This is a genomic window from Pseudomonas sp. 21LCFQ010 (genome assembly GCF_024129905.1).
Lineage (GTDB): Bacteria > Pseudomonadota > Gammaproteobacteria > Pseudomonadales > Pseudomonadaceae > Aquipseudomonas.
The window spans coordinates 244,349-266,381 of the sequence record NZ_JAMYDZ010000005.1; the positions used below are offsets into that span (position 1 = coordinate 244,349).

Genomic DNA, 22,033 nt, shown 5'->3' on the forward strand with positions numbered 1-22,033 from the left:
CTCAGCAAAGCCTTGAAGGAGCACCGCCCATGACCTCATCCCTGGCCGATATGCGCCGTGACTACGCCCGCGACGGTCTGACCGAAGCCCAGGCGCCGGATGAACCCTTTGCCCTGTTTCATCAATGGTTCGCTGAAGCGGTGAAGACCGAACAGGCGCCGGTGGAAGCCAATGCCATGACCCTGGCAACGGTGGACGCCGACGGTCGCCCGCATTGTCGGGTGCTGCTGCTCAAGGCTCTGGACAGCCAGGGCTTCACCTTTTTCACCAACTACGACAGCGCCAAGGGCCAACAGATGGCCGGGCAGCCGTTTGCCGCCATGACCTTTTTCTGGCCGACCCTGGAACGTCAGGTACGCATCGAAGGGCGAGTGGCGAAGGTCACCGCGCAAGAGTCCGATGATTATTACCAGGTCCGTCCGCTGGGCAGCCGGCTGGGGGCTTGGGCGTCGCCGCAAAGCAGGGTCATTGCCGACCGCGGCGAGCTTGAGCAACTGCTGCACGCCACTGAACAGCGCTTCGCTGATAGCCAGCCGCAATGCCCTGCACATTGGGGTGGCTACCGTCTGGTGCCCGACCGGATCGAGTTCTGGCAGGGGCGTCCGAGTCGCCTGCATGACCGTTTGAACTATCGTTTAACAAATGATGGCTGGATTCGTGAGCGGCTGGCTCCGTAGGATCGCGACTGAATTATCTCCCGCCGCAGCCGTCTGAATATCACTCGGCGCCTGTCTGTATGGCGCCTGAATGAACTCGATATGCAGCCTGTCTGGCCGTGACGGCATCGCTGGCCGGGAGTCTAATGGTTACTCGATCTTCAGGAGATACCCTCATGCGCAAATCTGTATTGCTGGCTGCTTCGTTCGCTGCGATGGCGTTGACACTGGGCGGCTGTACCTCGAACCTCACTGGCGACTCCTACTCGCGTGACGAAGCGCGGGCGGTGCAGACTGTACGCCTGGGGGTTGTCCAGGCCTTGCGTCCGGTGAAGATCGAAGGCACCAAAACCCCGATTGGCGCCGGTGCAGGTGCGGTGGTCGGTGGGGTAGGCGGCAGCGCGATCGGCGGTGGGCGCGGCAGTGTGGTTGCGGCGGTGATCGGTGCGGTCGCCGGCGGCCTGCTCGGCTCGATGACCGAAGAAGGCCTGACCCGCACCCAGGGCGTCGAAATCACCGTGCGCGAAGACGACGGCAGCATGCGCGCCTATGTTCAGCAGGTGCAGGAAAACGAAATCTTCCGGGTGGGCGACCGGGTACGGGTGATGACCGTCAACGGCACCAGCCGGGTGACCCACTGATCGCAGCTTGATCCGCTTCACAAAAAAACAACCCGATCCGCTGCGATCGGGTTTTTTTTTGCCTGTCAGATTGTTTTCCCGCCAGCCCGCACGTTCGAATGTAAGGTTGATGGCATTATGCTTTTACTGTGCTTTACTCGCTGTGCCAAACCTACATCGGATGGTGACTTTTCTTTCAAGGGAAAACGAAATGGGCGACAGAAGTGGCGACAAGGATATCGTTTACGCAAAGATTCACCCGTCCATTGGCATTGCACGGGTCGGTAATTCAAAGGACGAGTTTTATATCGGACCGCAGGTCGTCGAACCCAAGCCGCAGCCAGCCGGGTTTTATCGCGATAGCACCGGCGCGCTGAAGCGCGAGGTCGCGCAATTTCGGATCTACGGCTATGACGCGCAGGGCAAAGTGGTCCGCGAGCTGTATATGGACAAGGAGGTACAGGTCGAGTGGACGGTGGAACTCGCCAACCACAAGGCTGCCTGGTACAACTTTGAACTGGCGCTGGACATTCCTGAGGCTGCAAGCTTGGCGCCGACCAGGCGCAACGCTGACGTGAAAGCCCCGCAACGCAGTGCGCTGTCGATCTTGCCGGGTGCACGGACGATCAAGTCGCCGAATGCGCAGGGTGATGAGTACCGCTTTGGCGGCGGCAAGTTTTTTGACATCGAGGTCCCGCTGGGCGAACTGCGCACCGACGCCCATGGTCGGTTGCAAGTTTTCGGCGGTCATGGCAAATCCGGCTCCTGCGACGGCAAGGCACCGGTAACCTTCGCCAACAATGATGGCTGGTACGACGATACCAGCGACGGCCCGGTGACCGCCCGCGTGCGACTGGACGGACGCGAGCTGGAGGTCGCTCCGGCCTGGGTGGTCGTTGCGCCACCCAACTACGGACCTCAGCAGAAGTCAGTGCGCACCCTCTATGCGCTGATGACTGATCTGGCGGTCCAGGCAGGGCAACTGCCAGCTCCGCTGCATCCCTCTTTCCGCGATGACATCCTGCCGATCTTCAAGGCCATGTGTGACCTGCAATGGATGAACAGCGGCTTTGCGGCCGGCTTCGGCCATGGCATGGCGCAACATTTCCTGGCGCCGGACTATTTGCACAAGCTGTCGCAGCCGGGCGAGACCTATGCCGAACTGCGCCGCACGGTGGCAAACAGTTTCCGTAACCCGGAAGATGGCGATATTTCGATGAAGCCATGGCCGTGGGTTTACGGTGATGCGATGAATGTGCCGATGCCGCTGTCGCCGCGTGCGATGAATGCACTGAGCACGACGCAGTTGGCTTTGCTGGATCGCTGGGCAGAGGGCAAATTCATTGCCGATTACGATCCCAAGCACGTTCCGGAGTATGAATTCGACAAGATCCCGTTGCAGCAGCAACCGGCCACGCTCGACCGTGCCGCGCTGGAATTCTGTCTGGCCGATGCATTTCACCCCGGTTGTGAAGTGACCTGGCCAGTGCGCCACGCGACCATGTACATGGAACCCTACCGCTGGCGTCACCGCAGTGCCGACAATCCCGAGCCTGACTACGGAGCCAACCTGACGCCGACCAGCGTGGCTTCCTACAATGGCCCACTGTATGCGCAGTTCCCGGGCTCGATCACGCGCTGGATGGCGGTGCCATGGCAGACCGATACCGCCAGTTGCCGCTCCGGCTACGACAAGCAATATGATCCGCACTTGCCGACCTTCTGGCCGGCGCGGGTGCCCAATCAGGTCCTCAGTGCCGATAACTACCGCAAGGTTGTGGATGCCAGCCTGAGCAAGGAAGAGCGGCTGCGGGCCTTCAATGAGCGTTCTGACTGGAACCGTACTCTGGGGATCACGGATCCACTGCAGACGATGGTGGATCACTTTGATCGCCAGGGCATCGTCGAGGTTCGTTATAAGGACCTCAACGATCCGGACTTCCCGGATGTGATGCAGGTGGAGGACCGTGGTGGCGATGATTTGAGTTCCGAAGCGCAGGAGCTGGTTGATCACGACATCCGTGAAATGCTCATCGCCGGGACGCCGAGGGTGTGATCCAGCCAGCACGGTGCGCACCTCAACAGCACTGGGACGTCATCGTGTGCGGCGCCGGGCCTGCGGGCTCGGCGCTGGCGCGTCGACTGGCCGGGCGGCATCGGGTGCTTGTGGTGGATCGTGAATTGCCGTCTGGCTCTACGCGCATGGCGCAGACATGGCGCATCGGTGAATCACTTCCAGGTTCGGCTGCCGTGCTGTTACGGCGGCAAAACCTGCTCGAGCGGTTCCTGGCTGACGGCCATGCCGAGCGCTGTGCCAGTGTCTCGGTCTGGGATAGCGTCGAGCCGGTCTGGTTCGACGCCTTGCGCGACCCGGCAGGTCCAGGCTGGCATCTGGACCGCATGCGTTTTGACGCCATGCTGCGCGACGCTGCGCACCAAGCGGGGGCTGCAAACGCTACGGTACGCGGGCGGCTTGAGGTGCAGTACGATGGCACGCATTGGCAACTGGCTGATGAGCATTCGGGGGCGCAGCATCGCGCCAGGGTGGTCGTCGATGCCACCGGGCGCAATGCAGCGCTGTGCCGCAGCCTGGGTTTGCGCAGGCAGGCGGCGGATGATCTGGTGTGTGTACATGTTCTGTTGGCGGCGCAGGTGGACGATGTCGACCGCAGTACCCGCACTTGTGCAGACCAGGATGGCTGGTGGTACAGCGTGCGTGTGCCGTCAGGTGAACGGGTGCTGGCCTGTCATCTGGATGCCGATGATCCGGCACTGCGTGAGTTGCGTAACGCCAGGGTGTTGCTCGAACGCGCCCGGCGTCTGCCGCTGTTGGCGGCGGTGCTGCCGCCAGATGTCGGGGCTGCGCAGACTCATGTCTGCCCGGCAGGCAGTGTGGCGCTGGACTTGAGCGGGTGCGCGCAGCGGCCAGGCTTCTACGCGGTCGGTGACGCTGTGCTGGCTTTCGATCCGCTGTCGTCGCAAGGTTTATTCCACACGCTGGCGTCGGCTGACAGTGCGGCCAGCGCCATTGAAGGCTATCTGCAAGGCAACGACCTTGCTGCGCACGCCTATTGGTCCGAAATGCAGCAGGTCCAGGACCGTTACTTTACTCATCTGGCGGCCACCTATGCGGGCCCGGTACGTCACCGTGAGCGTCCGTTCTGGGCGCGGCGGCTAGCCTGAACGTGATGAGTGGCGCTGCAGCCTTGTGTAGCGGCCACTCAACTCGGGCTGTTAGCGCTTGCCGCTGGTCATGGCCATCACCGCATAGCCAATCAGCGCGGCCAGCAACGAGCCCGTCAGAATGCCCATTCGGTCTACACCGGCAAACGGGCTGACACCCGGCACAAAGGCCAGTGAGCCAACAAACAGGCTCATGGTGAAGCCAATCCCGCACAGGATCGACACGCCCAGTACCTGACCCCAGTTAGCCTCGCTCGGTAACTTCGCCAGCCCACAAGCCACCACCAGCCAGGTCAGGCCGAATACCCCAAGGGTCTTGCCCAGCAACAGCCCGGCGCTGATGCCCATCGATACCGGGTGGGTGAAGCTTTCCAGGCTTAACCCGGCCAATGGCACGCCGGCATTGGCGAAGGCAAACAGCGGCAGGATGGCGAACGCCACCCAAGGGTGCAGCCCGTGCTCCAGGCTCAACAGCGGCGAGTCTTCACCGGCCTGGGTGCGCAGCGGAATACACATTGCCAGGGCGACCCCGGCCAGGGTCGCGTGTACACCGCTTTTGAGCACGCACACCCACAGCACCAGGCCAACCAGCAGGTAAGGCGCCAGACGCACGACGCCCAAGCGATTGAGGATGATCAGCGTCAGCAATGACAGCGCCGCCAGGCCCAGTGCCAGGTGCGACAGTTCACCTGAATAGAACAGCGCGATGACGATGATCGCGCCCAGATCGTCGATGATCGCCAGGGTCATGAGAAACAGTTTGAGCGACAACGGCACGCGCTTGCCGAGCAGCGCCAGCACGCCAAGTGCGAAGGCAATATCAGTGGCCATGGGGATTGCCCAGCCGCCCAACGCCGTGCTGTTGTTCATATTGAGCAGCACGTAGATGGCGGCTGGCACGACCATGCCGCCGATGGCGGCCGCGCCGGGCAGGATGATCTGTGCAGGGTTGGAAAGATGGCCCTCGAGGATCTCGCGTTTGACCTCCAGGCCAATGACCAGAAAGAACAGCGCCATCAGCCCGTCATTGATCCATAGCAATGCCGGCTTGGCGATTTGCAGGCTGCCGATCTGGGCGACTACCGGGGCCTCGAGAAAGGCATTGTACAGCCAGGACAGTGGCGAATTGTTGATGATCAGCGCCGCGGCAGCGGCGGCGATCAGCAGCAGGCCACCGGCGGCTTCGAGTTGAAAGAAACGGATGATCGTAGTGCGCATGGGCCGGATCGCTCTCCAGAGGGAAGAAAAGACACCGGGTTCGTAACAGCAGGCATTGCGCCAGCATTTTGCACAGCTACGGGGGTGTCCGGAGTTGCGAAAAGTTTAACGGCCCCCCCACAGATTCTGTGGTGGAAGCGTCTCTTAATACTGTAGGACGTTTCTGTAAATTATCGTTGGTCGCGGCTGAGCGGAGAACCGCCCAGCCGCCTGTCATCAATCAGCGAGACCCAGCAGATCTCGCGCTACCGCTTCGGCAATGCGGATACCGTCCACACCTGCCGACAGAATGCCGCCGGCATAGCCTGCGCCTTCACCCGCCGGGTACAGCCCCTTGACGTTGAGGCTCTGCATGTCTTTGCCACGGGTGATGCGCACCGGCGCCGAGGTGCGGGTTTCAAGCCCGGTGAGCACGGCGTCATGCAGGGCGTAGCCCTTGATCTGCCGGTCGAACACCGGCAGTGCTTCGCGGATCGCATCGATGGCGAAGGCCGGCAGGGCCTGGGCCAGGTCCACCAGTTTCACGCCGGGCTTGTAGGACGGCTCGACGCTGCCCAGTGCGGTGGACGCCTTGCCGGCAATGAAATCACCGACCAGTTGCGCCGGGGCTTCATAGTTGCTGCCGCCCAGCTCATAGGCCAGCGACTCCAGGCGCTCCTGGAACTCGATACCCGCCAGTGGTCCGCCGGGGTAGTCACGCTCGGGGTCGATGCCCACCACCAGGCCGGAGTTGGCATTGCGCTCGTTGCGCGAATACTGGCTCATGCCGTTGGTCACGACGCGGTTCGGTTCGGAAGTGGCTGCCACCACCGTGCCGCCCGGGCACATGCAGAAGCTGTAGACCGAACGGTTGTTGCTGGCGTGATACACCAGCTTGTAGTCGGCCGCACCCAGTTTCGGGTGGCCGGCATACTTGCCCAGCCGCGCCTGGTCGATCAGGGTCTGCGGGTGTTCGATCCGAAAACCTACCGAAAACGGTTTGGCTTCCATGTACACGCCCCGCCCGTGCAGCATGCGGAAGGTGTCACGGGCGCTGTGACCCAGCGCCAGCACCACATGTTGCGAGTCGATGCGCTCGCCGTTGGCCAGTTCGACACCTTGTAGCTGGCCGTCTTCGATCAGCAGGTCAGTGACCTTGTGCTCGAAACGCACCTCGCCGCCCAGCGCGATGATTTCGGCGCGCATGTTCTCGACCATGCCGGTCAGGCGGAAGGTGCCGATGTGCGGTTTGCTGACATACAGAATTTCGTCCGGCGCACCGGCCTTGACGAACTCATGCAGCACTTTGCGACCATGAAACAACGGGTCCTTGATCTGGCTGTACAGCTTGCCATCGGAGAACGTGCCGGCGCCGCCTTCGCCAAATTGCACGTTGGACTCGGTGTTGAGGATGCTTTTGCGCCACAGGCCCCACGTATCTTTGGTGCGCTGGCGGACTTCCTTGCCGCGCTCCAGCACGATCGGTTTGAAGCCCATCTGGGCCAGCAGCAGACCGGCAAAGATACCGCACGGGCCGAAACCGATGACCACCGGACGGCGATCGAAACCTTGTGGGGCGTGGCCGACGAACTTATAGCTGACATCTGGCGCCGGACCGATCTGCCGGTCGTTGGCCAGTTTGTCCAGCAGCGCTGCTTCGTCGCGGACCGTGAAGTCCAGGGTGTAGATGAAGAACAGCTCGGTGGATTTCTTGCGCGCATCGTAGCTGCGCTTGAACACGGTGAAATCCAGCAGGTCGCTGTCGGTGATGCCCAGACGCTGGACCAGGGCGGTACGCAGCTCTTCATCAGGGTGATCGAGGGGCAGCTTGAGTTCGTTGATTCGTAACATTGAGGCACATCCGGTTTCGGGCCGCAGGTTCAGCCCGGCAGCACTACAAGAACCGGGCATTATATGCGGCATCGATGCCTAGATGTTATGCGTCAGTCATTTCTTGAACCACCGTAATAGCCACAGCCGCGTACGGCCTGGCCATTGATCCGCAACTCTGCGCTCAGGTGGCGCAGCGCGCCGCTCTTGCTGTCGACACAGCGTTGCGGGGCAACCCACAGCTCGACGCGCTGGCCGTTGGCTTCGCTGCTCAGGTTGAAGCGGCCATCGGGCAGTTGTTCTTCCAGGTAGGGCAGGGCGACCGGTGGTTGGCCCTGGACATCGATGATCATGCCCTTGCCGCTGACATTCACGTTCCATACCGGGTTCTCGCCATCGGCATGCAGGGTCAGGCGCTTGAAGTTCGGGTCTTCGCAGGCCTGGCCTGTGCGTTCAACCCGGTACCACTGATGCAGGTCCAACTGGCCGTCGCCGCCTTCGGCCTTGCTGGCATTGAAGCGGCCGCGCAGATCAGCGAACACTTTGCCTTGGGCATCGGCCAGGCCGGCGGCTTCCTGCAGGATGGCGGTATTGCCCCGGTCCAGCACCACATAGCGGCGCGGCTCGCCGCAGGGCTGGAACAGCAACTTGCCGTTATCGCCAGTGAGGGTGCCCTGCATACGGGTCATGCCGGCGGTTGAAACCTTGACCGGGACGCTGGATTGCAGATTGAGCAGTTGGCAGCCCGCGAACAGCGGCAGCATAGAGAAGAGAAGGGCAAAGCGGAAAGCGGACATGCGACGGCCTCACAGACAGATGCCGACACGTTACGCACAGCGGGGATGGATCTCAAGTGAAGAGCGTCGCCTGCGGAGCAGCCTCCCACCGAGTCGCAGGTGTATCTACTATTTGAGCGCGCCTCCTACAAGGCCTGCGTCGAGCCGGAATCTGGCGAACGACAGGTGCCTGTGGGAGGCGGCTCTGCTGGCGAATGGAACGTCAGCCGCCCAGATAAGCCTCACGCACTTTCGGGTCGACCAGCAGGTCTTCACCGCTGCCCTGCATCACCACCCGGCCATTTTCCAGCACATAGGCGCGGTCAGCGATTTTCAGGGCCTGGTTGGCGTTCTGCTCGACCAGAAACACCGTCACGCCATCACGGCGCAGTTGCTCGATGATGTCGAAGATCTGCTGGATGATGATCGGTGCCAGGCCGAGCGAAGGCTCGTCGAGCAGCAGCAGCTTGGGTTTGCTCATCAGCGCGCGGCCAATGGCAAGCATCTGCTGTTCGCCGCCGGACATGGTGCCGCCGCGTTGGCTGAAGCGCTCCTTGAGGCGCGGGAACAGGTGCAGGACTTTGTCCATCTGTTCCTGATAGTCGCCCTTGTCGGTGAAGAAACCGCCCATGGCCAGGTTTTCTTCGACGGTCAGGCGGGCGAACACCCGGCGGCCTTCCGGCACTACCGCAATGCTCTTGCGCATGATCACCGAGGACTCCTGGCCCACCAGTTCTTCACCCAGGTAGCGGATGCTGCCGCTATGGGCGCGCGGCGAGCCGCACAGGGTCATCAACAGAGTGGATTTGCCGGCGCCGTTGGCACCGATCAGGGTGACGATCTCGCCCTTGCGCACCTCGACATTGACGCTGTGCAGCGCCTGGATCTTGCCGTAGAAGGTAGAAACGTTTTCGAACTGCAGCATTTACGCTTCCCCCAGGTAGGCTTTGATCACGTCGGGATTGTCACGGATTTGCTGTGGCGTGCCGTCAGCCAGCGGCGTGCCCTGATTGATCACGAAGATGTGGTCAGAGATGGTCATGACCAGTTTCATGTCGTGTTCGATCAGCAGCACGGTCGCGTTGTGCTCGTTACGCAAGACACCGATCAGCGCCTTGAGGTCGTCGGTCTCCCGCGGGTTGAGGCCCGCAGCCGGCTCGTCGAGCATCAGGATGCGCGGACGGGTCATCATGCAGCGGGCGATTTCCAGGCGACGCTGCTGACCGTAGGCCAGGGTGCCGGCCGGACGGTTGGCGAACTCCTTGAGGTTGACCGCTTCGAGCCAGTGCTCGGCGTAGTCCATCGCTTCGCTTTCGCTGCGGCGAAACGCCGGGGTCTTGAACAGGCCGGCCAGGAAGTTGGTATTCAGGTGGCGGTGCTGGGCGACCAGCAGGTTTTCCACGGCGGTCATGTCTTTGAACAACCGCACGTTCTGGAAGGTCCGCACCACGCCTTTGCGGGCAATCTGATGGCCGGCCAGGCCATGGATTGCCTCGCCGTCGAGCAGGATGCTGCCGGAAGTCGGCTTGTAGAAACCGGTCAGGCAGTTGAATACCGTGGTCTTGCCGGCGCCGTTGGGGCCGATGATCGACACCACCTGTTTTTCATTGACGGTCAGGGCCACACCATTGACGGCCAGCAGGCCGCCGAAGCGCATGGACAGACCCGAAGCTTGCAGAAGTGGGCGGCTCATTTGCTCGGCTCCGATTTCAATTTCATTTCGGGGCGCTGCATCGGCAGGAAGCCTTGAGGACGCCAGACCATCATCAGCACCATCATGGCGCCGAACATCAACATCCGGTATTCGCTGAACTCGCGCATCAATTCCGGCAGCAGGATCATGACGATTGCTGCCAGGATCACGCCAAGCTGCGAGCCCATGCCACCGAGTACCACAATGGCAAGAATGATCGCCGACTCGATGAAGGTGAACGATTCCGGTGTCACCAGACCCTGGCGGGCGGCAAAGAAGCTACCGGCGAAACCTGCGAACGCAGCGCCCAGGGTGAAGGCGGAAAGCTTGATCACGGTCGGGTTCAGGCCCAGTGCACGGCAGGCGATCTCGTCTTCACGCAACGCTTCCCAGGCGCGGCCGATCGGCATGCGCAGCAGGCGATTGATGACGAACAGAGCGAACAGCGCGAGCATCAGGGCAACCAGATAGAGGAAGATCACCTTGTTGATCGAGTTGTAGGGCAGGCCGAAGAACTCGTGGAAGGTCTGCATCCCCTCAGCCGCCTTGCGTTCGAACGACAGGCCGAAGAAGGTCGGTTTCTCGATGTTGCTGATACCGTTCGGGCCGCCGGTGAAACCGGTCAGGTTACGCAGCAGCAGACGAATGATTTCACCGAAACCCAGGGTCACGATTGCCAGATAGTCACCGCGTAGACGCAGCACCGGAAAGCCCAGCAGGAAGCCGAACAGCGCCGCCATCATGCCGGCAATCGGCAGGCAGACCCAGAAGCTCAGGCCGAAATAGAACGACAGCAGCGCGTAGCTGTAGGCGCCCACGGCGTAAAAGCCCACGTAGCCGAGGTCGAGCAGGCCGGCCAGACCGACCACGATGTTCAGCCCAAGGCCCAGCATCACGTAGATCAGGATCAGGGTGGCGATATCCACCGCGCCGCGTGAGCCGAAGAACGGCCAGACCAGAGCGACCATGACCATCGCCAGGATGATCCAGCGCTGGGTGCTCGGCAGGGTCAGGAAGTTGCTGGCCTTGGCCGGCATCACCGGCAGGCCTGGCGAGGAGCGCCAGGCGGCAGAGATCTGCTCGCTGAACAGTACGCGCAGGAACATTGCCAGTGCTGCACAAAGGATCACCGCGATGGTCGTGCTGCTGGCATTGAGCACCGCCAGATTGACGCCGACGATTTCCAGCTTCAGACCCAGCACCGGGTAGGCCACGGCCAGCACCAGCAAGGCGCTGAAAAACGCCGATTTGAGTTGTTTGCTCATACTTTTTCAACCTCCGGACGGCCCAGCAGACCGGTCGGCCGGAACAGCAGCACCAGAACCAGCAGGCTGAACGCCACAACGTCTTTGTACTGGTCGCCAAAGATATCGGCGCCGAAGGCTTCGGCTACACCCAGTACCAGACCGCCGAGCATTGCGCCCGGAATACTGCCAATACCACCCAATACTGCGGCAGTGAAGGCTTTGATCCCGACCAGAAAGCCCGCGTTGGGGTTGATCACCCCGTATTGCATGCTCAGCAGCACTGCTGCAACGGCGGCCAGGGCGGCACCGATGACGAAGGTCAGAGCGATGATGTTGTTGGTGTTGATACCCAGCAGGTTGGCCATCTTGATGTCTTCGGCGCAGGCACGGCAGGCGCGGCCCAGGCGAGAGCGGGAGATGAACCAGGTCAGGCCCAGCATGGTCAGCACGGTGACGACGAAGATCAGCACCTGCATGTAGGAAATGACCACTTCATGGGTACTGGCCGAGCCGAACACGAAGTTGCCCGGAATCAGGTTGGGAATCGACTTGTCCTTGGAGTCTTGCGCCAGCAGTACCGTGTTCTGCAGGAACAGCGACATGCCGATCGCGGAAATCAGCGGGATCAGACGGTTACTGCCACGCAGCGGTCGATAGGCGACCCGTTCGATGCTGTAACCATAGGCACTGGTCACCACGATACTGGCCACGAAGGCCGCCGTAATGATCAAGGGCAGACTGCCCAGGCCCATCATGGTCAGCCCGGCGATGGCGATGAAGGCCACGTAGGAGCCGATCATGTACACCTCGCCGTGGGCGAAGTTGATCATGCCGATGATGCCGTAGACCATGGTGTAGCCAATGGCGATCAAGGCGTAGGTGCTGCCAATGGTCAGGCCATTAACCAGCTGTTGAAAGAAATGATAGATGTCTATCTCGGGCATTACAGCGCTCCTGAAGGCCTACACTGAGGTTCACTGGCCAATCGTGTCCCCGTTGCGCGTCAAGGTATTGCTCCCGCGTTGACGCAAATCCAGTGAGCCAGTGTGGCTTCGAGTTGTTCAGGTGGCGATGGAGTCTTGTGGAGCCCACGCACCTCGTAAAACAAAGCCCACTGCGGTTGCAGTGGGCTCTGGTGTTGATCGAAGGTGTGAAGTTACTTCACAGGGGCTTCGGTCTTGGTGCCGTCTTTGTGCCAGGTGTAGACCACGAACTTGAAGTTCTTCAGGTCGCCCTTTTCGTCGAACGACAGGTCGCCGGTCGGGGTCTTGAAGGTGTTGGCGCGCAGCACGGCCGCTACCTTGTCGGTGTCTTCACTCTTGGCCTTGCCGATCGCTTCGGCAAGGATCTGAACGGCAGCGTAGGACGGGAACACGAACGGACCGCTCGGGTCTTCTTTCTTGGCCTTGAACGCATCGACCAGTGCCTTGTTGGCCGGGTCCTGGTCAAAGGAAGCTGGCAGGGTCACCAGCAGACCTTCGGAAGCGTCCTGGGCGATCTGCGAGATCGACGCGTTACCCACGCCCTCTGGGCCCATGAAACCGGCTTTCAGGCCTTTTTCCTTGGCCTGGCGCAGGATCAGACCCAGCTCAGGGTGGTAGCCACCGTAGTAGACGAAGTCGACGTTGGCCTGTTTCATTTTGGCGATCAGCGAAGAGAAGTCCTTGTCGCCGGCGTTGATGCCTTCGAACAGGGCGACCTTGACGCCGTCTTTTTCCAGGGTCTGCTTGACCGCGGTGGCGATGCCTTCACCGTATTGCTGCTTGTCGTGGATGACCGCAACGACCTGAGGCTTGACCTGCTTGGCGATGTACTCGCCAGCGGCCGGGCCCTGGGCGCTGTCCAGGCCGATGGTGCGGAACACCAGTTTGTAGCCACGTGCGGTCAGCTCAGGGCTGGTGGCGGCCGGGGTGACCATGATGATGCCTTCGTCTTCGTAGACATCCGAAGCTGGCTGGGCGGAGCTGGAGCACAGGTGACCGATGACGTATTTCACGCCGTCGTTGACCACTTTGTTGGCCACGGCAACGGCTTGCTTGGGATCGCAGGCGTCATCGTATTCGACCGCTTCGAGCTTCTTGCCATCAACGCCGCCTTTGGCATTGAGCTGCTCAATCGCCATCTTGGCGCCACTGAACTGCATGTCGCCGTACTGGGCGACAGCGCCGGTCTTGGGACCCGCAATACCGATCTTGATGGTATCGGCTGCGAACGAATGGCTGGCCACACCGGCCATTACCAGTGCTGCGAACAGCTTGGAAAGCTTCTTGGTACCCTTGATCATGATGCTCCACTCTTGCGTTGTAATTTTTATAATCCTGACGGCCGAGGCTGCAGGACCGAATTGCTCGATACCGGTCCAGACCACCACGCCAACTGTACCGGCACAGTTTAGAGCGCGGCTGGATCGCTTGAAAAGCTGACTGTTCGAGGCTGAACCGATGTATGTCGCCTGATTGACAGAAACTTATAGAATTTCTCTGTAATTCCGCTTTTTTGGCGCTTAAGGGCGCCTGCTTCATGCAATCGTTTGCCTCAGATCGCGCAATGCGCCGCCCGAAGCGGGGCCGGACCAGTATCGGCGGGTTTTTCTCCGGGGTTGGCAGCGCTATGATTGCGCCGATTTTCCCTTCGGTGAGACCCATGAGCCAAGACCCTAGCACCCTCTATGCCAAACTCCTCGGTGAAACGGCGGTTATCCCCTGGCAGCAATTGCAACCATTCTTTGCAAAGGGTGCCCTGTTGTGGGTCGCACCCGATCTGGATCTGATCGCCGTGGCCGAAGCCATGGCCGAAAACGATGCCGCAAAAATCTCTGCCTGGATGGCCGAAGAGCGCGTCAGCAAGCTCTCTGAAACAAGGGCTCTGGACTTTGTCGAACGTGATCCGCAACTGTGGGCGGTGGTCGTCGCACCTTGGGTTGTGATCCAAGAAAGGGCGCTTGCGTGATTTGCGCACAATAACGGTGCATGGTTTTGCGCCGATTCAGGGAGCTGCTTCATCCATAGGCTGGAAGGGTAGCAAAAGGCTATAACGGCATCCATGTCCGGTATTTCAATCCGACCAGCGCGAGCGTTTGGTACGGGTCGGGCTGTTTTGCGAGTAATGGTCCTGGCTGGCGGGCAGCTCGCTGAACAGGTCGAGTGATCGGGGGGCTTCGGCGTCTTGCTGGCGGGCCTGAAGCATCATCGAGGCCGGCCACAGGCTGACGGGATCGCGTTCATTCATCTGTTTGATCATCGGCAGCAGCCGCTCCAGCGGCTGGGGTTTGCTGAACAGATAACCCTGTACGTAATCGCTGGCGTACTGGCTGAGAAAGTCCAGTTGGGCGGGGGTTTCCACGCCTTCGGTGACGACCTTCAGGTGCAGGGTGTGAGCCATGACAATGATTGCGTGGACGATTTCCATGTCCTGGGGTGATTGAGGAATGTCCTGAATGAATGAGCGATCGATCTTCAGGGTGTCCAGCGGCAAGCGCTTGAGATACGCCAGCGAAGAGTAGCCAGTGCCGAAATCGTCGATCGACAGGGATACACCCATGCTGCGAATGCGCTTGAGCAGCAAAATGGTGTTGCTGATGTTACCCATCAAGGCGTTCTCGGTCACCTCCAGTTCCAGACGCCCTGGGACGACATTGGCCTGGCGCAGGGCGTCCTCCACTTCATCGGCAAGCTCATCGCGGCTCAGGTTCAGGGCCGAGCAGTTGAACGCGATGATCAGCTTGTCGAAACCGTCCAGGCGCAGCGCGCCCAGATCCTTGCAGGCGCGGCGCATCACCCAGTTGTCCAGCTCCCAGATCAGGCCGTTGGCTTCGGCGATACCAATGAACCGGTCCGGGCTGAGCAAGCCGTGTTGCGGATGCTCCCAGCGCACCAGCGCTTCGAGCTTGGCTACATGTCCGGTACGCAAGTCGATGATCGGCTGATAGAACACCTGCAGGCCGGTTTCTTCGCGCAGTGCGTTACGCAGTTCTTCTTCAAGATGCAGTTCCAGGCTGGCCCGGGTCTTGAGTGCCGGGCTGAAAAAGTGCGCCCGGTTGCGACCGTTGCCTTTGGACTGGTAGAGGGCCAGGTCGGCATTCTTGAGCAGTTCGTCGCTGGTCTCACCATCGCGTGGAAACACTGCGATACCAATACTGGTGGTCATCACCATGCGTCTGCCAGCCAGGGCGATGGGTTCTTTCATTTTTTGCATGACCCGGTTCGCCAGGTGCCGGGCCTCGTCGTATTCCGGCAGGCTGATCAGAATGCAGAATTCGTCACCACCAAAGCGCGCCACCACATCCTGGGTTCGGGTGGCGCTGCGGATCCGCTCGGCAATCACCTTGAGCAATTCGTCACCGGCATCATGGCCAAGGCTGTCATTGATGCGTTTGAAGTGGTCGATATCGAGAAACATCACCGCCAGCAGAGCGCCGGTTGCACTGTGCTCAATGAGCCGTTCGGTGAACAGCTGGTTGAAACCACGACGGTTGACCAGGTTGGTCAACGGATCGTAATGCGCCACTTGCTGCAGCGAGACCCGCGCCTGGTCAAGCTGTCTGAGCAGGGTGTTGACCCGCTCCAGGTCACGCTCCTTGCTCTGCAGTTTCTTGTCGGCCATAGCGGCGCTGATACTGCCGGCAATGATCAGCAGAGTAATGGCGGCAATCGTCATGCCCAGTTGCTGGCCGTTCTCGGTGCTGGGCAATTGCAGTGGCGCGTCCAGCGGCAGCACCAGCTGCAAGGCTTGCATGCCGGTCATGTGCATCGCCAGGATGCCGGCACCCAGCAGCACGCTGGCAGCATAGCGGTACATCTGATGAAACATGCCGCTGCCTTTGCGCAAACGGCGCGGTATAACCAGCAAAGCGCCGCTGGCCATGATGGCGATCAGAATCGACAGGCTGAACAGCTTCGGTTCGTAATACTGCGAGGCATCCGAGCGCATGGCCGCCATGCCGGTGTAGTGCATGGCGCTGATTGCCAGGCCGATCAAGACGGCACTGGCCAGCCAGTTCAGGGCCGTCAGCCCGGGTCGGCTCAGGCTGCGGATCGCTACGTAGCCGGCAAACATTACAAATGACAGCGATGCCAGGGTAATGCCCAGATCGAAAGTAATCCGCAGCGGCGCTTCGAACGCGAGCATGCTGATGAAATGCATGGCCCACACCCCGCCGGCCAGGCACAACGCGCCCAGTGCGCGCCAGACCCGCTGGTGACGGCGGGTCTCGACATTGACGGTCCGCTCGGCAATTTCCAGGGTCGCGTAGCAGGCGGCGCAGATGACCCCAAAGGCCAGCGCGACCAGAAAGATGTTATGGCTGCAGTTGAGCAGCAATTGACCCGAATCAGGTACGCCAACGTAGACATGCAAACTCGGCCATTCCATAGCGAGCCCTGTGTGTTCACTGCCGGGGTCGCCATGCAGCGGGGGCAATGGCGCGTCGATACCATTATAGAAGCAGAAAAAAAGCTGCCAGTTCCGTCGAAATTTATTTTGCCAAGCAAGTTGTCTGCCGCCATTCGCCTCAAATGGCCGGTTTCAGTAATGAATGTTTACAGACTATGTCCGAGTGCCTCGCCGGATCGTGACTAGTCTGTGTACCACTCGATTCCCTTCGCAAGGATGCCCGGATGAACAAGCCTCTGTCGGATGTTGCCAATCAGGCCGATAACGCCTGGCGGATATTGTTTCTGTTGTTCCTGGCCAACCTGTTCAACTTTTTTGACCGGGCCATCCCGGCCATCGTGGCCGAGCCGATCCGCAAGGAGTGGTCGCTCAGCGATTTTCAGGTGGGCCTGATGGGCACCGCTTTTACCCTGGTCTACGCGATTGCCGGCTTGCCACTGGGGCGTCTGGCCGATACCGGGTCGCGCAAGACCATCATGGGGGTGGGGCTGGCGGTATGGAGCGGGTTGACGGCCGTGAACGGCATGGTCAGTCATTTCTGGAGCTTTGTGTTGGTGCGCATGGGGGTGGGGATTGGTGAGGCCAGTTATGCGCCGGCCGCCAACTCGCTGATTGGCGATCTGTTCCCGGCTCAGCGCCGGGCGCGGGCCATGGGCATCTTCATGCTTGGCCTGCCGCTGGGGCTGCTGTTGGCATTCTTCACCATCGGCTCGATGGTCAAGGCTTTTGACAGTTGGCGCGCACCGTTCTTCATCGCGGCAGTGCCGGGCTTGATCCTGGCGCTGTTCATGTTCTTCATTCGCGAACCGCGACGTGGTGCCGCCGAAAGCGTGGTGGTCAGCGAAGCACCGATCGAGCGGCCTATCCGGCGGCTGTTGAGCATCGCCACCTTCCGTTGGCTGGTGCTGGCCGGGTTGGCCTATAACTTCGCGACTTATGCGTGCAACTCGTTCATGGTGCCGATGCTGCAGCGCTACTTTCAGGTGTCCTTGCAGGAAGCAGCGGTCGCGACCGGTGTGATCGTCGGTGTGACCGGCTTGATCGGCCTGACCCTGGGCGGCGTAGTGGCCGACAAATTACATGAACGCTCGCTCAACGGTCGGTTGTTGTTCGCCGCATTCAGCATGCTGGTGGCAACGCTGGCCACTGCCTATGCCTTGCATGCCGGGCTGGTGGCGATCAGCCTGTTCGTGGCGATGTTCAGCCTGGGCTGGCTGTTTGCCTATAACTTCTATACCTGTGTCTACCCGGCGATTCAGGACGTGGTCGAGCCGCGCTTGCGCGCAACGGCCATGGCGGTGTTCTTTGCCGGATTGTATTTGCTGGGTGGCGGCCTGGGGCCGGTGGTGGTGGGGCTGCTGTCCGATCATTTTGCCCAGCAGGCAATGCTCGCCGCAGGTGCGGGCGAAATGACCGAAGTGTTCAAGGCTGTAGGGCTGCACGGGGCCATGTACCTGATCCCGGTTGCGTTGCTGACGACCCTGATCTTTCTGCTGTTGGCCACTGGCAGCTTTGGCCGGGATGCCGAAGCGATGAAAGTGCGGATGCAGGCGGGGTTATAGAGCTGTTGTTGGTGTTCGCGGCTCGAGCCGCTCCTACAGAGCGTAGGAGCGGCTCGAGCCGCGAAGCATGGAGCGGCGATCAACCCGCGACCCACATACCAGCACCCGAATCGACTCCAGGCGCAGCGCGGCTTTATCCAGCATCGCCAGGCCTTTCTCGCGTAAATCGCGCAAGGCTTGCAGCTCGCTCTCGCGCACGGTCGGGTTGACTGCGCGCAGGGCGGTCAGGCGCGCCAGCTCTTCATCGGTGTCGGCAGCCAGACGGCGTTGTGCCTCGGCGACCCGCTCGGCGTGACGCGGTGCGACCTTGGCTTCGCCGGAGTTGATCTTCGGCGTCAGCACATCGCGCTGGGCCTGGATGAACTTGTTGGCACTGGCCTTGGGTACGCTTTCGAGCTGATCGTTGAGGGTGTTGAACGACACCCGGCCCGACAGGTCGTTGCCGTTGCCGTCCAGCAGGCAGCGCAAGGCGGCCGGTGGCAGGTAGCGGCCCAGTTGCAGGGCGCGCGGGGCGACCACTTCGCTGACGTAGATCAGTTCCAGCAGCACAGTGCCGGGCTTGAGCGCCTTGTTCTTGATCAGGGCCACTGCGGTGTTGCCCATTGAACCGGACAGCACAAGGTCCATGCCGCCCTGCACCATGGGGTGTTCCCAGGTGATGAACTGCATGTCTTCGCGGCTCAGCGCCTGATTGCGGTCATAGGTGATGGTCACGCCTTCGTCGTCGCCAAGCGGGAAGCTGGCATCGAGCATCTTCTCGCTGGGCCTGAGGATCAGGGCGTTCTCTGAATGGTCCTCGCTGTCGATGCCAAAGGCATTGAACAGGGTTTCCATATAAATAGGCAGGGTGAACTGATCGTCTTGCTCCAGGATCGCCTCGACCAGCGCCTCACCTTCGCCGGCACCGCCGGAGTTGAGTTCCAGCAGACGGTCACGGCCGCTATGCAGCTCGCCTTCGAGGCGCTCACGCTCGGTACGCGCCTCGTCGATCAGGGCTTGCCATTGATCATCGTCGCCGCCTTCGAGTTGCGCCAGCAGGCGTGGGCCGAACTGGTGCTGCAAGGCGTTGCCGGTCGGGCAGGTATTGAGGAAGGCATTGAGTGCTTCGTGATACCACTGGAACAGCCGCGCCTGCGGGCTGGTTTCCAGATAGGGCACGTGCAGTTCGATGGTGTGCTTCTGGCCGATCCGGTCCAGACGGCCGATGCGCTGCTCCAGCAGGTCCGGGTGCGAGGGCAGGTCGAACAGCACCAGGTGGTGAGCGAACTGGAAGTTGCGACCCTCACTGCCGATTTCCGAACAGATCAGCACCTGGGCGCCGAACTCTTCATCGGCGAAGTAAGCCGCAGCACGGTCACGTTCCAGGATGTTCATGCCCTCATGGAACACCGTGGCCGGGATGCCTGAACGCACGCGCAAGGCGTCTTCCAGGTCCATGGCGGTCTCGGCGTGGGCGCAGATCACCAGCACTTTGGTGCGTTTGAGCATCTTCAGGGTGTCGATCAGCCACTCGACACGCGGGTCGAAGCGCCACCAGCGGTTCTCGTCGCCGTCTTCGGCCTGGGTCTGGAAGCTGACTTCCGGATACAGCTCGGCATGTTCGCCCAGCGGCAGCTCCATGTACTCCACCGGGTTGGGCAGCGGGTAGGGGTGCAATTGACGCTGAGGAAAACCTTGTACAGCGGCACGGGTGTTACGGAACAGCACCCGGCCGGTGCCATGGCGGTCCAGCAGTTCGCGCACCAGGCGTGCCTTGGCTTCTTCATCGCCCTTGTTGACAGCGCTGATCAGGGTTTCGCCTTCGGCACCGAGCAAGCCCTGGATGGTCTGGGTTGCAGGGGCGGACAGTTTGCCCTGATCCAGCAGTTGCTGAACCGCCTCGGCCACCGGGCGATAGTGTTCGCTCTCGGTGCGGAAGGCAGCCAGGTCGTGGAAACGATGCGGGTCGAGCAGGCGCAGGCGGGCGAAGTGGCTGTCCTGGCCCAGTTGCTCCGGGGTTGCGGTCAGCAGCAGCACACCGGGGATGACTTCAGCCAGTTGCTCGACCAGCGAGTATTCGCGGCTGGCCTTGTCTTCATGCCAGACCAGGTGGTGGGCTTCGTCGACCACCATCAGGTCCCAGCCAGCGGCAAACAGCGCGTCCTGGGCTTTTTCGTCTTCGACCAGCCACTCCAGGGCAACCAGCGCCAATTGGGTGTCTTCGAACGGATTGCCGGCATCGCTTTCGATGAAGCGTTCGCTGTCAAACAGCGCAACCTGCAGGTTGAAGCGGCGACGCATTTCCACCAGCCACTGGTGCTGGAGGTTTTCAGGTACCAGGATCAGCACCCGGCTGGCGCGGCCGGAGAGCAACTGGCGGTGGATCACCAGGCCGGCTTCGATGGTCTTGCCCAGACCCACTTCGTCAGCCAGCAGAACCCGTGGTGCGATACGGTCAGCGACCTCGCGGGCAATGTGCAACTGGTGGGCGATCGGTTGGGCGCGCACCCCGCCCAGGCCCCACAACGAGGACTGCAACTGGCGGCTGGTATGTTCCAGCGTGTTGTAGCGCAGCGAGAACCAAGCCAGCGGGTCGATCTGCCCGGCGAACAGCCGGTCGGTGGCCAGCCGGAACTGGATGAAATTCGACAGCTGCGTCTCTGGCAGCGTCACCAGCTCGTTTTGGCTGTTGAAGCCGTGATAGACCAGCAGGCCGTCGACATCGTCGACTTCGCGGACCGTCATCTTCCAGTTTTCGAAATGGGTGATGACATCGCCCGGCGAGAACCGCACGCGGGTCAATGGAGCGTTACGCAGAGCATACTGGCGGGTCTCGCCAGTGGCCGGGTAGAGCACGGTCAATAAGCGGCCATCCTGTGCCAGAACGGTGCCTAATCCCAGCTCGGCTTCGCTGTCGCTGATCCAGCGTTGCCCCGGTTGATACTGCTGCGCCATGCTGCGTGTCTCCGCGATGAAAAAAGCCGGCTATGGTAACGCAAGCGAACCCTCATGACCAAAGACGGTGAAGAAAAAACGACGCCTTTGGCCCCGTATTTACGGGTGTCTTGCTGCCTGCCGGCACTTATTGCAGAAAACATAGTCGAAAAGCTTCGAACCAAAGCATTAAAGACGACGAAAAGGCCGCCGACAGCCTAAGTAGAGGAGGGCACAATCATGTTGCAACCAATGCTGCCATTAAGTGTGGTGCCTGTGACCTCGCAAATGGACCCTGCCAAGCGTCTGCCAGAGGTTCCCCCTGTCGCGCCGGTGCAACCGAGCTCCAGCGAGAGCACCATTGATCTGCGCCACGAAGATGCCGAGCGTGCAGCGTTGCGCCTGCGTGAAGAGCAAGAGCGCCAGCAGCGCCAGCAACGCGGTGAGCCCCCGATAGAGTTCGAAGAAGAAGCCGAGCAAATAGAAGCCGGGCAACTGGCCGTTCCGGGTGATTCGCTCAACGCCGACAATACAGTGCCGGTGGTGCCACTGATCGACAACGAACCGCGTCAGGGTCTTTGGGTGGATGTCGAGGTCTGATCCGGGCTTGTCCGGCTACCGGTTATTGCGCATCATCGCGGTTGAGCCCGCCCGTTCGAGAACCCAGCGCCATGAGCGATGAAAGCAAGCTGATCGATTTAGGTGCCGAGCGCGCCAAGCGCATCCACGACATCAACGACAAACGCCTGGACGACATGCGTAAAGCCTTCGAGCACGCCATGCCGCTGACCAGCAAAAAGCCAAAGAAAAAGCCCAAAAAACGCTGAAGTATCAAACGCCCCCGGCAATCGGAGGCGCTGCTGCACGCAGGCTGGCTGCCGTCAGCCCGAAAAAACTCTCCATCATTGTGCGCACTGGCCGGATCACTGATCCAGGTCAATGCCTGCCCGTACGCCGGGGATTAA

Annotated in this window: 18 protein-coding genes; 8 read left to right on the plus strand and 10 right to left on the minus strand. The window is 61.0% G+C overall.

Going from position 1 to position 22,033, the window contains the following annotated elements:
- Nucleotides 1-29: 29 nt before the first annotated feature.
- The 4 genes from pdxH (at nucleotide 30) to NJC38_RS08990 (ending at nucleotide 4,459) form a co-directional block, all read left to right on the plus strand.
- Entirely contained in the window at nucleotides 30-677 is a 648-nt protein-coding gene (gene pdxH, locus NJC38_RS08975) for a pyridoxamine 5'-phosphate oxidase (RefSeq protein WP_253113498.1), read from the plus strand.
- Nucleotides 678-832: 155 nt separating this feature from the next.
- Complete coding sequence (locus NJC38_RS08980; RefSeq protein WP_253113499.1) at nucleotides 833-1,297, plus strand: glycine zipper 2TM domain-containing protein; 465 nt, start codon at nucleotides 833-835, stop codon at nucleotides 1,295-1,297.
- 190 nt (nucleotides 1,298-1,487) lie between these two features.
- The gene (locus NJC38_RS08985) at nucleotides 1,488-3,332 is read left to right on the plus strand and encodes a LodA/GoxA family CTQ-dependent oxidase (RefSeq protein WP_253113502.1); all 1,845 of its coding nucleotides are present in this window, start codon (nucleotides 1,488-1,490) and stop codon (nucleotides 3,330-3,332) included.
- Complete coding sequence (locus NJC38_RS08990; protein ID WP_253113504.1) at nucleotides 3,329-4,459, plus strand: tryptophan 7-halogenase; 1,131 nt, start codon at nucleotides 3,329-3,331, stop codon at nucleotides 4,457-4,459. Before NJC38_RS08985 ends, NJC38_RS08990 begins: the two co-directional genes overlap by 4 nt.
- Before the next feature lie 51 nt (nucleotides 4,460-4,510).
- On the opposite strand, the gene nhaA is transcribed toward NJC38_RS08990, so the two are convergent.
- From nhaA to NJC38_RS09030, 8 genes are all read right to left on the minus strand, one after another.
- Nucleotides 4,511-5,677, minus strand: coding sequence for a Na+/H+ antiporter NhaA (gene nhaA / locus NJC38_RS08995; protein ID WP_253113506.1), 1,167 nt, complete (start codon nucleotides 5,675-5,677; stop codon nucleotides 4,511-4,513).
- Nucleotides 5,678-5,893: 216 nt separating this feature from the next.
- Nucleotides 5,894-7,507: an NAD(P)/FAD-dependent oxidoreductase gene (locus NJC38_RS09000; protein WP_253113508.1), complete on the minus strand. Its 1,614-nt coding sequence runs from the start codon at nucleotides 7,505-7,507 to the stop codon at nucleotides 5,894-5,896.
- Nucleotides 7,508-7,599: 92 nt separating this feature from the next.
- On the minus strand, nucleotides 7,600-8,283 hold the full coding sequence (locus tag NJC38_RS09005; protein WP_253113511.1) for a hypothetical protein: 684 nt from the start codon (nucleotides 8,281-8,283) through the stop codon (nucleotides 7,600-7,602).
- Nucleotides 8,284-8,485: 202 nt separating this feature from the next.
- Complete coding sequence (locus tag NJC38_RS09010) at nucleotides 8,486-9,187, minus strand: ABC transporter ATP-binding protein (protein ID WP_045488514.1); 702 nt, start codon at nucleotides 9,185-9,187, stop codon at nucleotides 8,486-8,488.
- Entirely contained in the window at nucleotides 9,188-9,955 is a 768-nt protein-coding gene (gene livG / locus NJC38_RS09015) for a high-affinity branched-chain amino acid ABC transporter ATP-binding protein LivG (protein WP_045488516.1), read from the minus strand. It lies immediately after the preceding gene.
- Nucleotides 9,952-11,220, minus strand: coding sequence for a high-affinity branched-chain amino acid ABC transporter permease LivM (locus NJC38_RS09020; RefSeq protein ID WP_045488518.1), 1,269 nt, complete (start codon nucleotides 11,218-11,220; stop codon nucleotides 9,952-9,954). The genes livG and NJC38_RS09020 overlap by 4 nt, the downstream gene beginning before the upstream one ends.
- Nucleotides 11,217-12,146, minus strand: coding sequence for a high-affinity branched-chain amino acid ABC transporter permease LivH (livH, locus tag NJC38_RS09025; RefSeq protein WP_253113514.1), 930 nt, complete (start codon nucleotides 12,144-12,146; stop codon nucleotides 11,217-11,219). The genes NJC38_RS09020 and livH overlap by 4 nt, the downstream gene beginning before the upstream one ends.
- A 212-nt stretch (nucleotides 12,147-12,358) precedes the next feature.
- On the minus strand, nucleotides 12,359-13,486 hold the full coding sequence (locus tag NJC38_RS09030) for a branched-chain amino acid ABC transporter substrate-binding protein (protein WP_253113531.1): 1,128 nt from the start codon (nucleotides 13,484-13,486) through the stop codon (nucleotides 12,359-12,361).
- Nucleotides 13,487-13,845: 359 nt separating this feature from the next.
- Between NJC38_RS09030 and NJC38_RS09035 the strand changes: the two genes are divergently transcribed.
- The gene (locus NJC38_RS09035; RefSeq protein WP_045494410.1) at nucleotides 13,846-14,151 is read left to right on the plus strand and encodes a DUF2288 family protein; all 306 of its coding nucleotides are present in this window, start codon (nucleotides 13,846-13,848) and stop codon (nucleotides 14,149-14,151) included.
- A gap of 105 nt (nucleotides 14,152-14,256) precedes the next feature.
- Here the strand turns inward: NJC38_RS09035 and NJC38_RS09040 are convergent, their stop codons facing one another.
- A complete protein-coding gene (locus NJC38_RS09040) occupies nucleotides 14,257-16,572 on the minus strand; it encodes a bifunctional diguanylate cyclase/phosphodiesterase (protein ID WP_253113534.1) in 2,316 nt (771 codons plus the stop codon).
- A gap of 245 nt (nucleotides 16,573-16,817) precedes the next feature.
- On the opposite strand from NJC38_RS09040, the gene NJC38_RS09045 reads away from it, so the two are divergent.
- Nucleotides 16,818-18,155 (plus strand): MFS transporter, encoded by a 1,338-nt coding sequence (locus NJC38_RS09045; protein WP_253113537.1) that lies wholly within the window; start codon nucleotides 16,818-16,820, stop codon nucleotides 18,153-18,155.
- A gap of 33 nt (nucleotides 18,156-18,188) precedes the next feature.
- Here the strand turns inward: NJC38_RS09045 and rapA are convergent, their stop codons facing one another.
- Nucleotides 18,189-21,089, minus strand: a complete 2,901-nt coding sequence (gene rapA / locus NJC38_RS09050) for an RNA polymerase-associated protein RapA (RefSeq protein ID WP_253113538.1) — start codon at nucleotides 21,087-21,089, stop codon at nucleotides 18,189-18,191.
- 219 nt (nucleotides 21,090-21,308) lie between these two features.
- On the opposite strand from rapA, the gene NJC38_RS09055 reads away from it, so the two are divergent.
- Together NJC38_RS09055 and NJC38_RS09060 are read left to right on the plus strand one after the other, a co-directional pair.
- A complete protein-coding gene (locus NJC38_RS09055) occupies nucleotides 21,309-21,668 on the plus strand; it encodes a hypothetical protein (RefSeq protein ID WP_045488530.1) in 360 nt (119 codons plus the stop codon).
- 71 nt (nucleotides 21,669-21,739) lie between these two features.
- Nucleotides 21,740-21,895, plus strand: a complete 156-nt coding sequence (locus tag NJC38_RS09060) for a hypothetical protein (RefSeq protein ID WP_173426688.1) — start codon at nucleotides 21,740-21,742, stop codon at nucleotides 21,893-21,895.
- Nucleotides 21,896-22,033: the final 138 nt, after the last annotated feature.

Coding starts and splice junctions, on each gene's coding strand:
- pdxH (WP_253113498.1), top strand. CDS start 30: ATGACCTCATCCCTGGCCGATATGCGCCGTGACTACGCCCGCGACGGT.
- NJC38_RS08980 (WP_253113499.1), top strand. CDS start 833: ATGCGCAAATCTGTATTGCTGGCTGCTTCGTTCGCTGCGATGGCGTTG.
- NJC38_RS08985 (WP_253113502.1), top strand. CDS start 1,488: ATGGGCGACAGAAGTGGCGACAAGGATATCGTTTACGCAAAGATTCAC.
- nhaA (WP_253113506.1), bottom strand. CDS start 5,677: ATGCGCACTACGATCATCCGTTTCTTTCAACTCGAAGCCGCCGGTGGC.
- NJC38_RS09000 (WP_253113508.1), bottom strand. CDS start 7,507: ATGTTACGAATCAACGAACTCAAGCTGCCCCTCGATCACCCTGATGAA.
- NJC38_RS09005 (WP_253113511.1), bottom strand. CDS start 8,283: ATGTCCGCTTTCCGCTTTGCCCTTCTCTTCTCTATGCTGCCGCTGTTC.
- NJC38_RS09010 (WP_045488514.1), bottom strand. CDS start 9,187: ATGCTGCAGTTCGAAAACGTTTCTACCTTCTACGGCAAGATCCAGGCG.
- livG (WP_045488516.1), bottom strand. CDS start 9,955: ATGAGCCGCCCACTTCTGCAAGCTTCGGGTCTGTCCATGCGCTTCGGC.
- NJC38_RS09020 (WP_045488518.1), bottom strand. CDS start 11,220: ATGAGCAAACAACTCAAATCGGCGTTTTTCAGCGCCTTGCTGGTGCTG.
- livH (WP_253113514.1), bottom strand. CDS start 12,146: ATGCCCGAGATAGACATCTATCATTTCTTTCAACAGCTGGTTAATGGC.
- NJC38_RS09030 (WP_253113531.1), bottom strand. CDS start 13,486: ATGATCAAGGGTACCAAGAAGCTTTCCAAGCTGTTCGCAGCACTGGTA.
- NJC38_RS09035 (WP_045494410.1), top strand. CDS start 13,846: ATGAGCCAAGACCCTAGCACCCTCTATGCCAAACTCCTCGGTGAAACG.
- NJC38_RS09040 (WP_253113534.1), bottom strand. CDS start 16,572: ATGGAATGGCCGAGTTTGCATGTCTACGTTGGCGTACCTGATTCGGGT.
- NJC38_RS09045 (WP_253113537.1), top strand. CDS start 16,818: ATGAACAAGCCTCTGTCGGATGTTGCCAATCAGGCCGATAACGCCTGG.
- rapA (WP_253113538.1), bottom strand. CDS start 21,089: ATGGCGCAGCAGTATCAACCGGGGCAACGCTGGATCAGCGACAGCGAA.
- NJC38_RS09055 (WP_045488530.1), top strand. CDS start 21,309: ATGTTGCAACCAATGCTGCCATTAAGTGTGGTGCCTGTGACCTCGCAA.
- NJC38_RS09060 (WP_173426688.1), top strand. CDS start 21,740: ATGAGCGATGAAAGCAAGCTGATCGATTTAGGTGCCGAGCGCGCCAAG.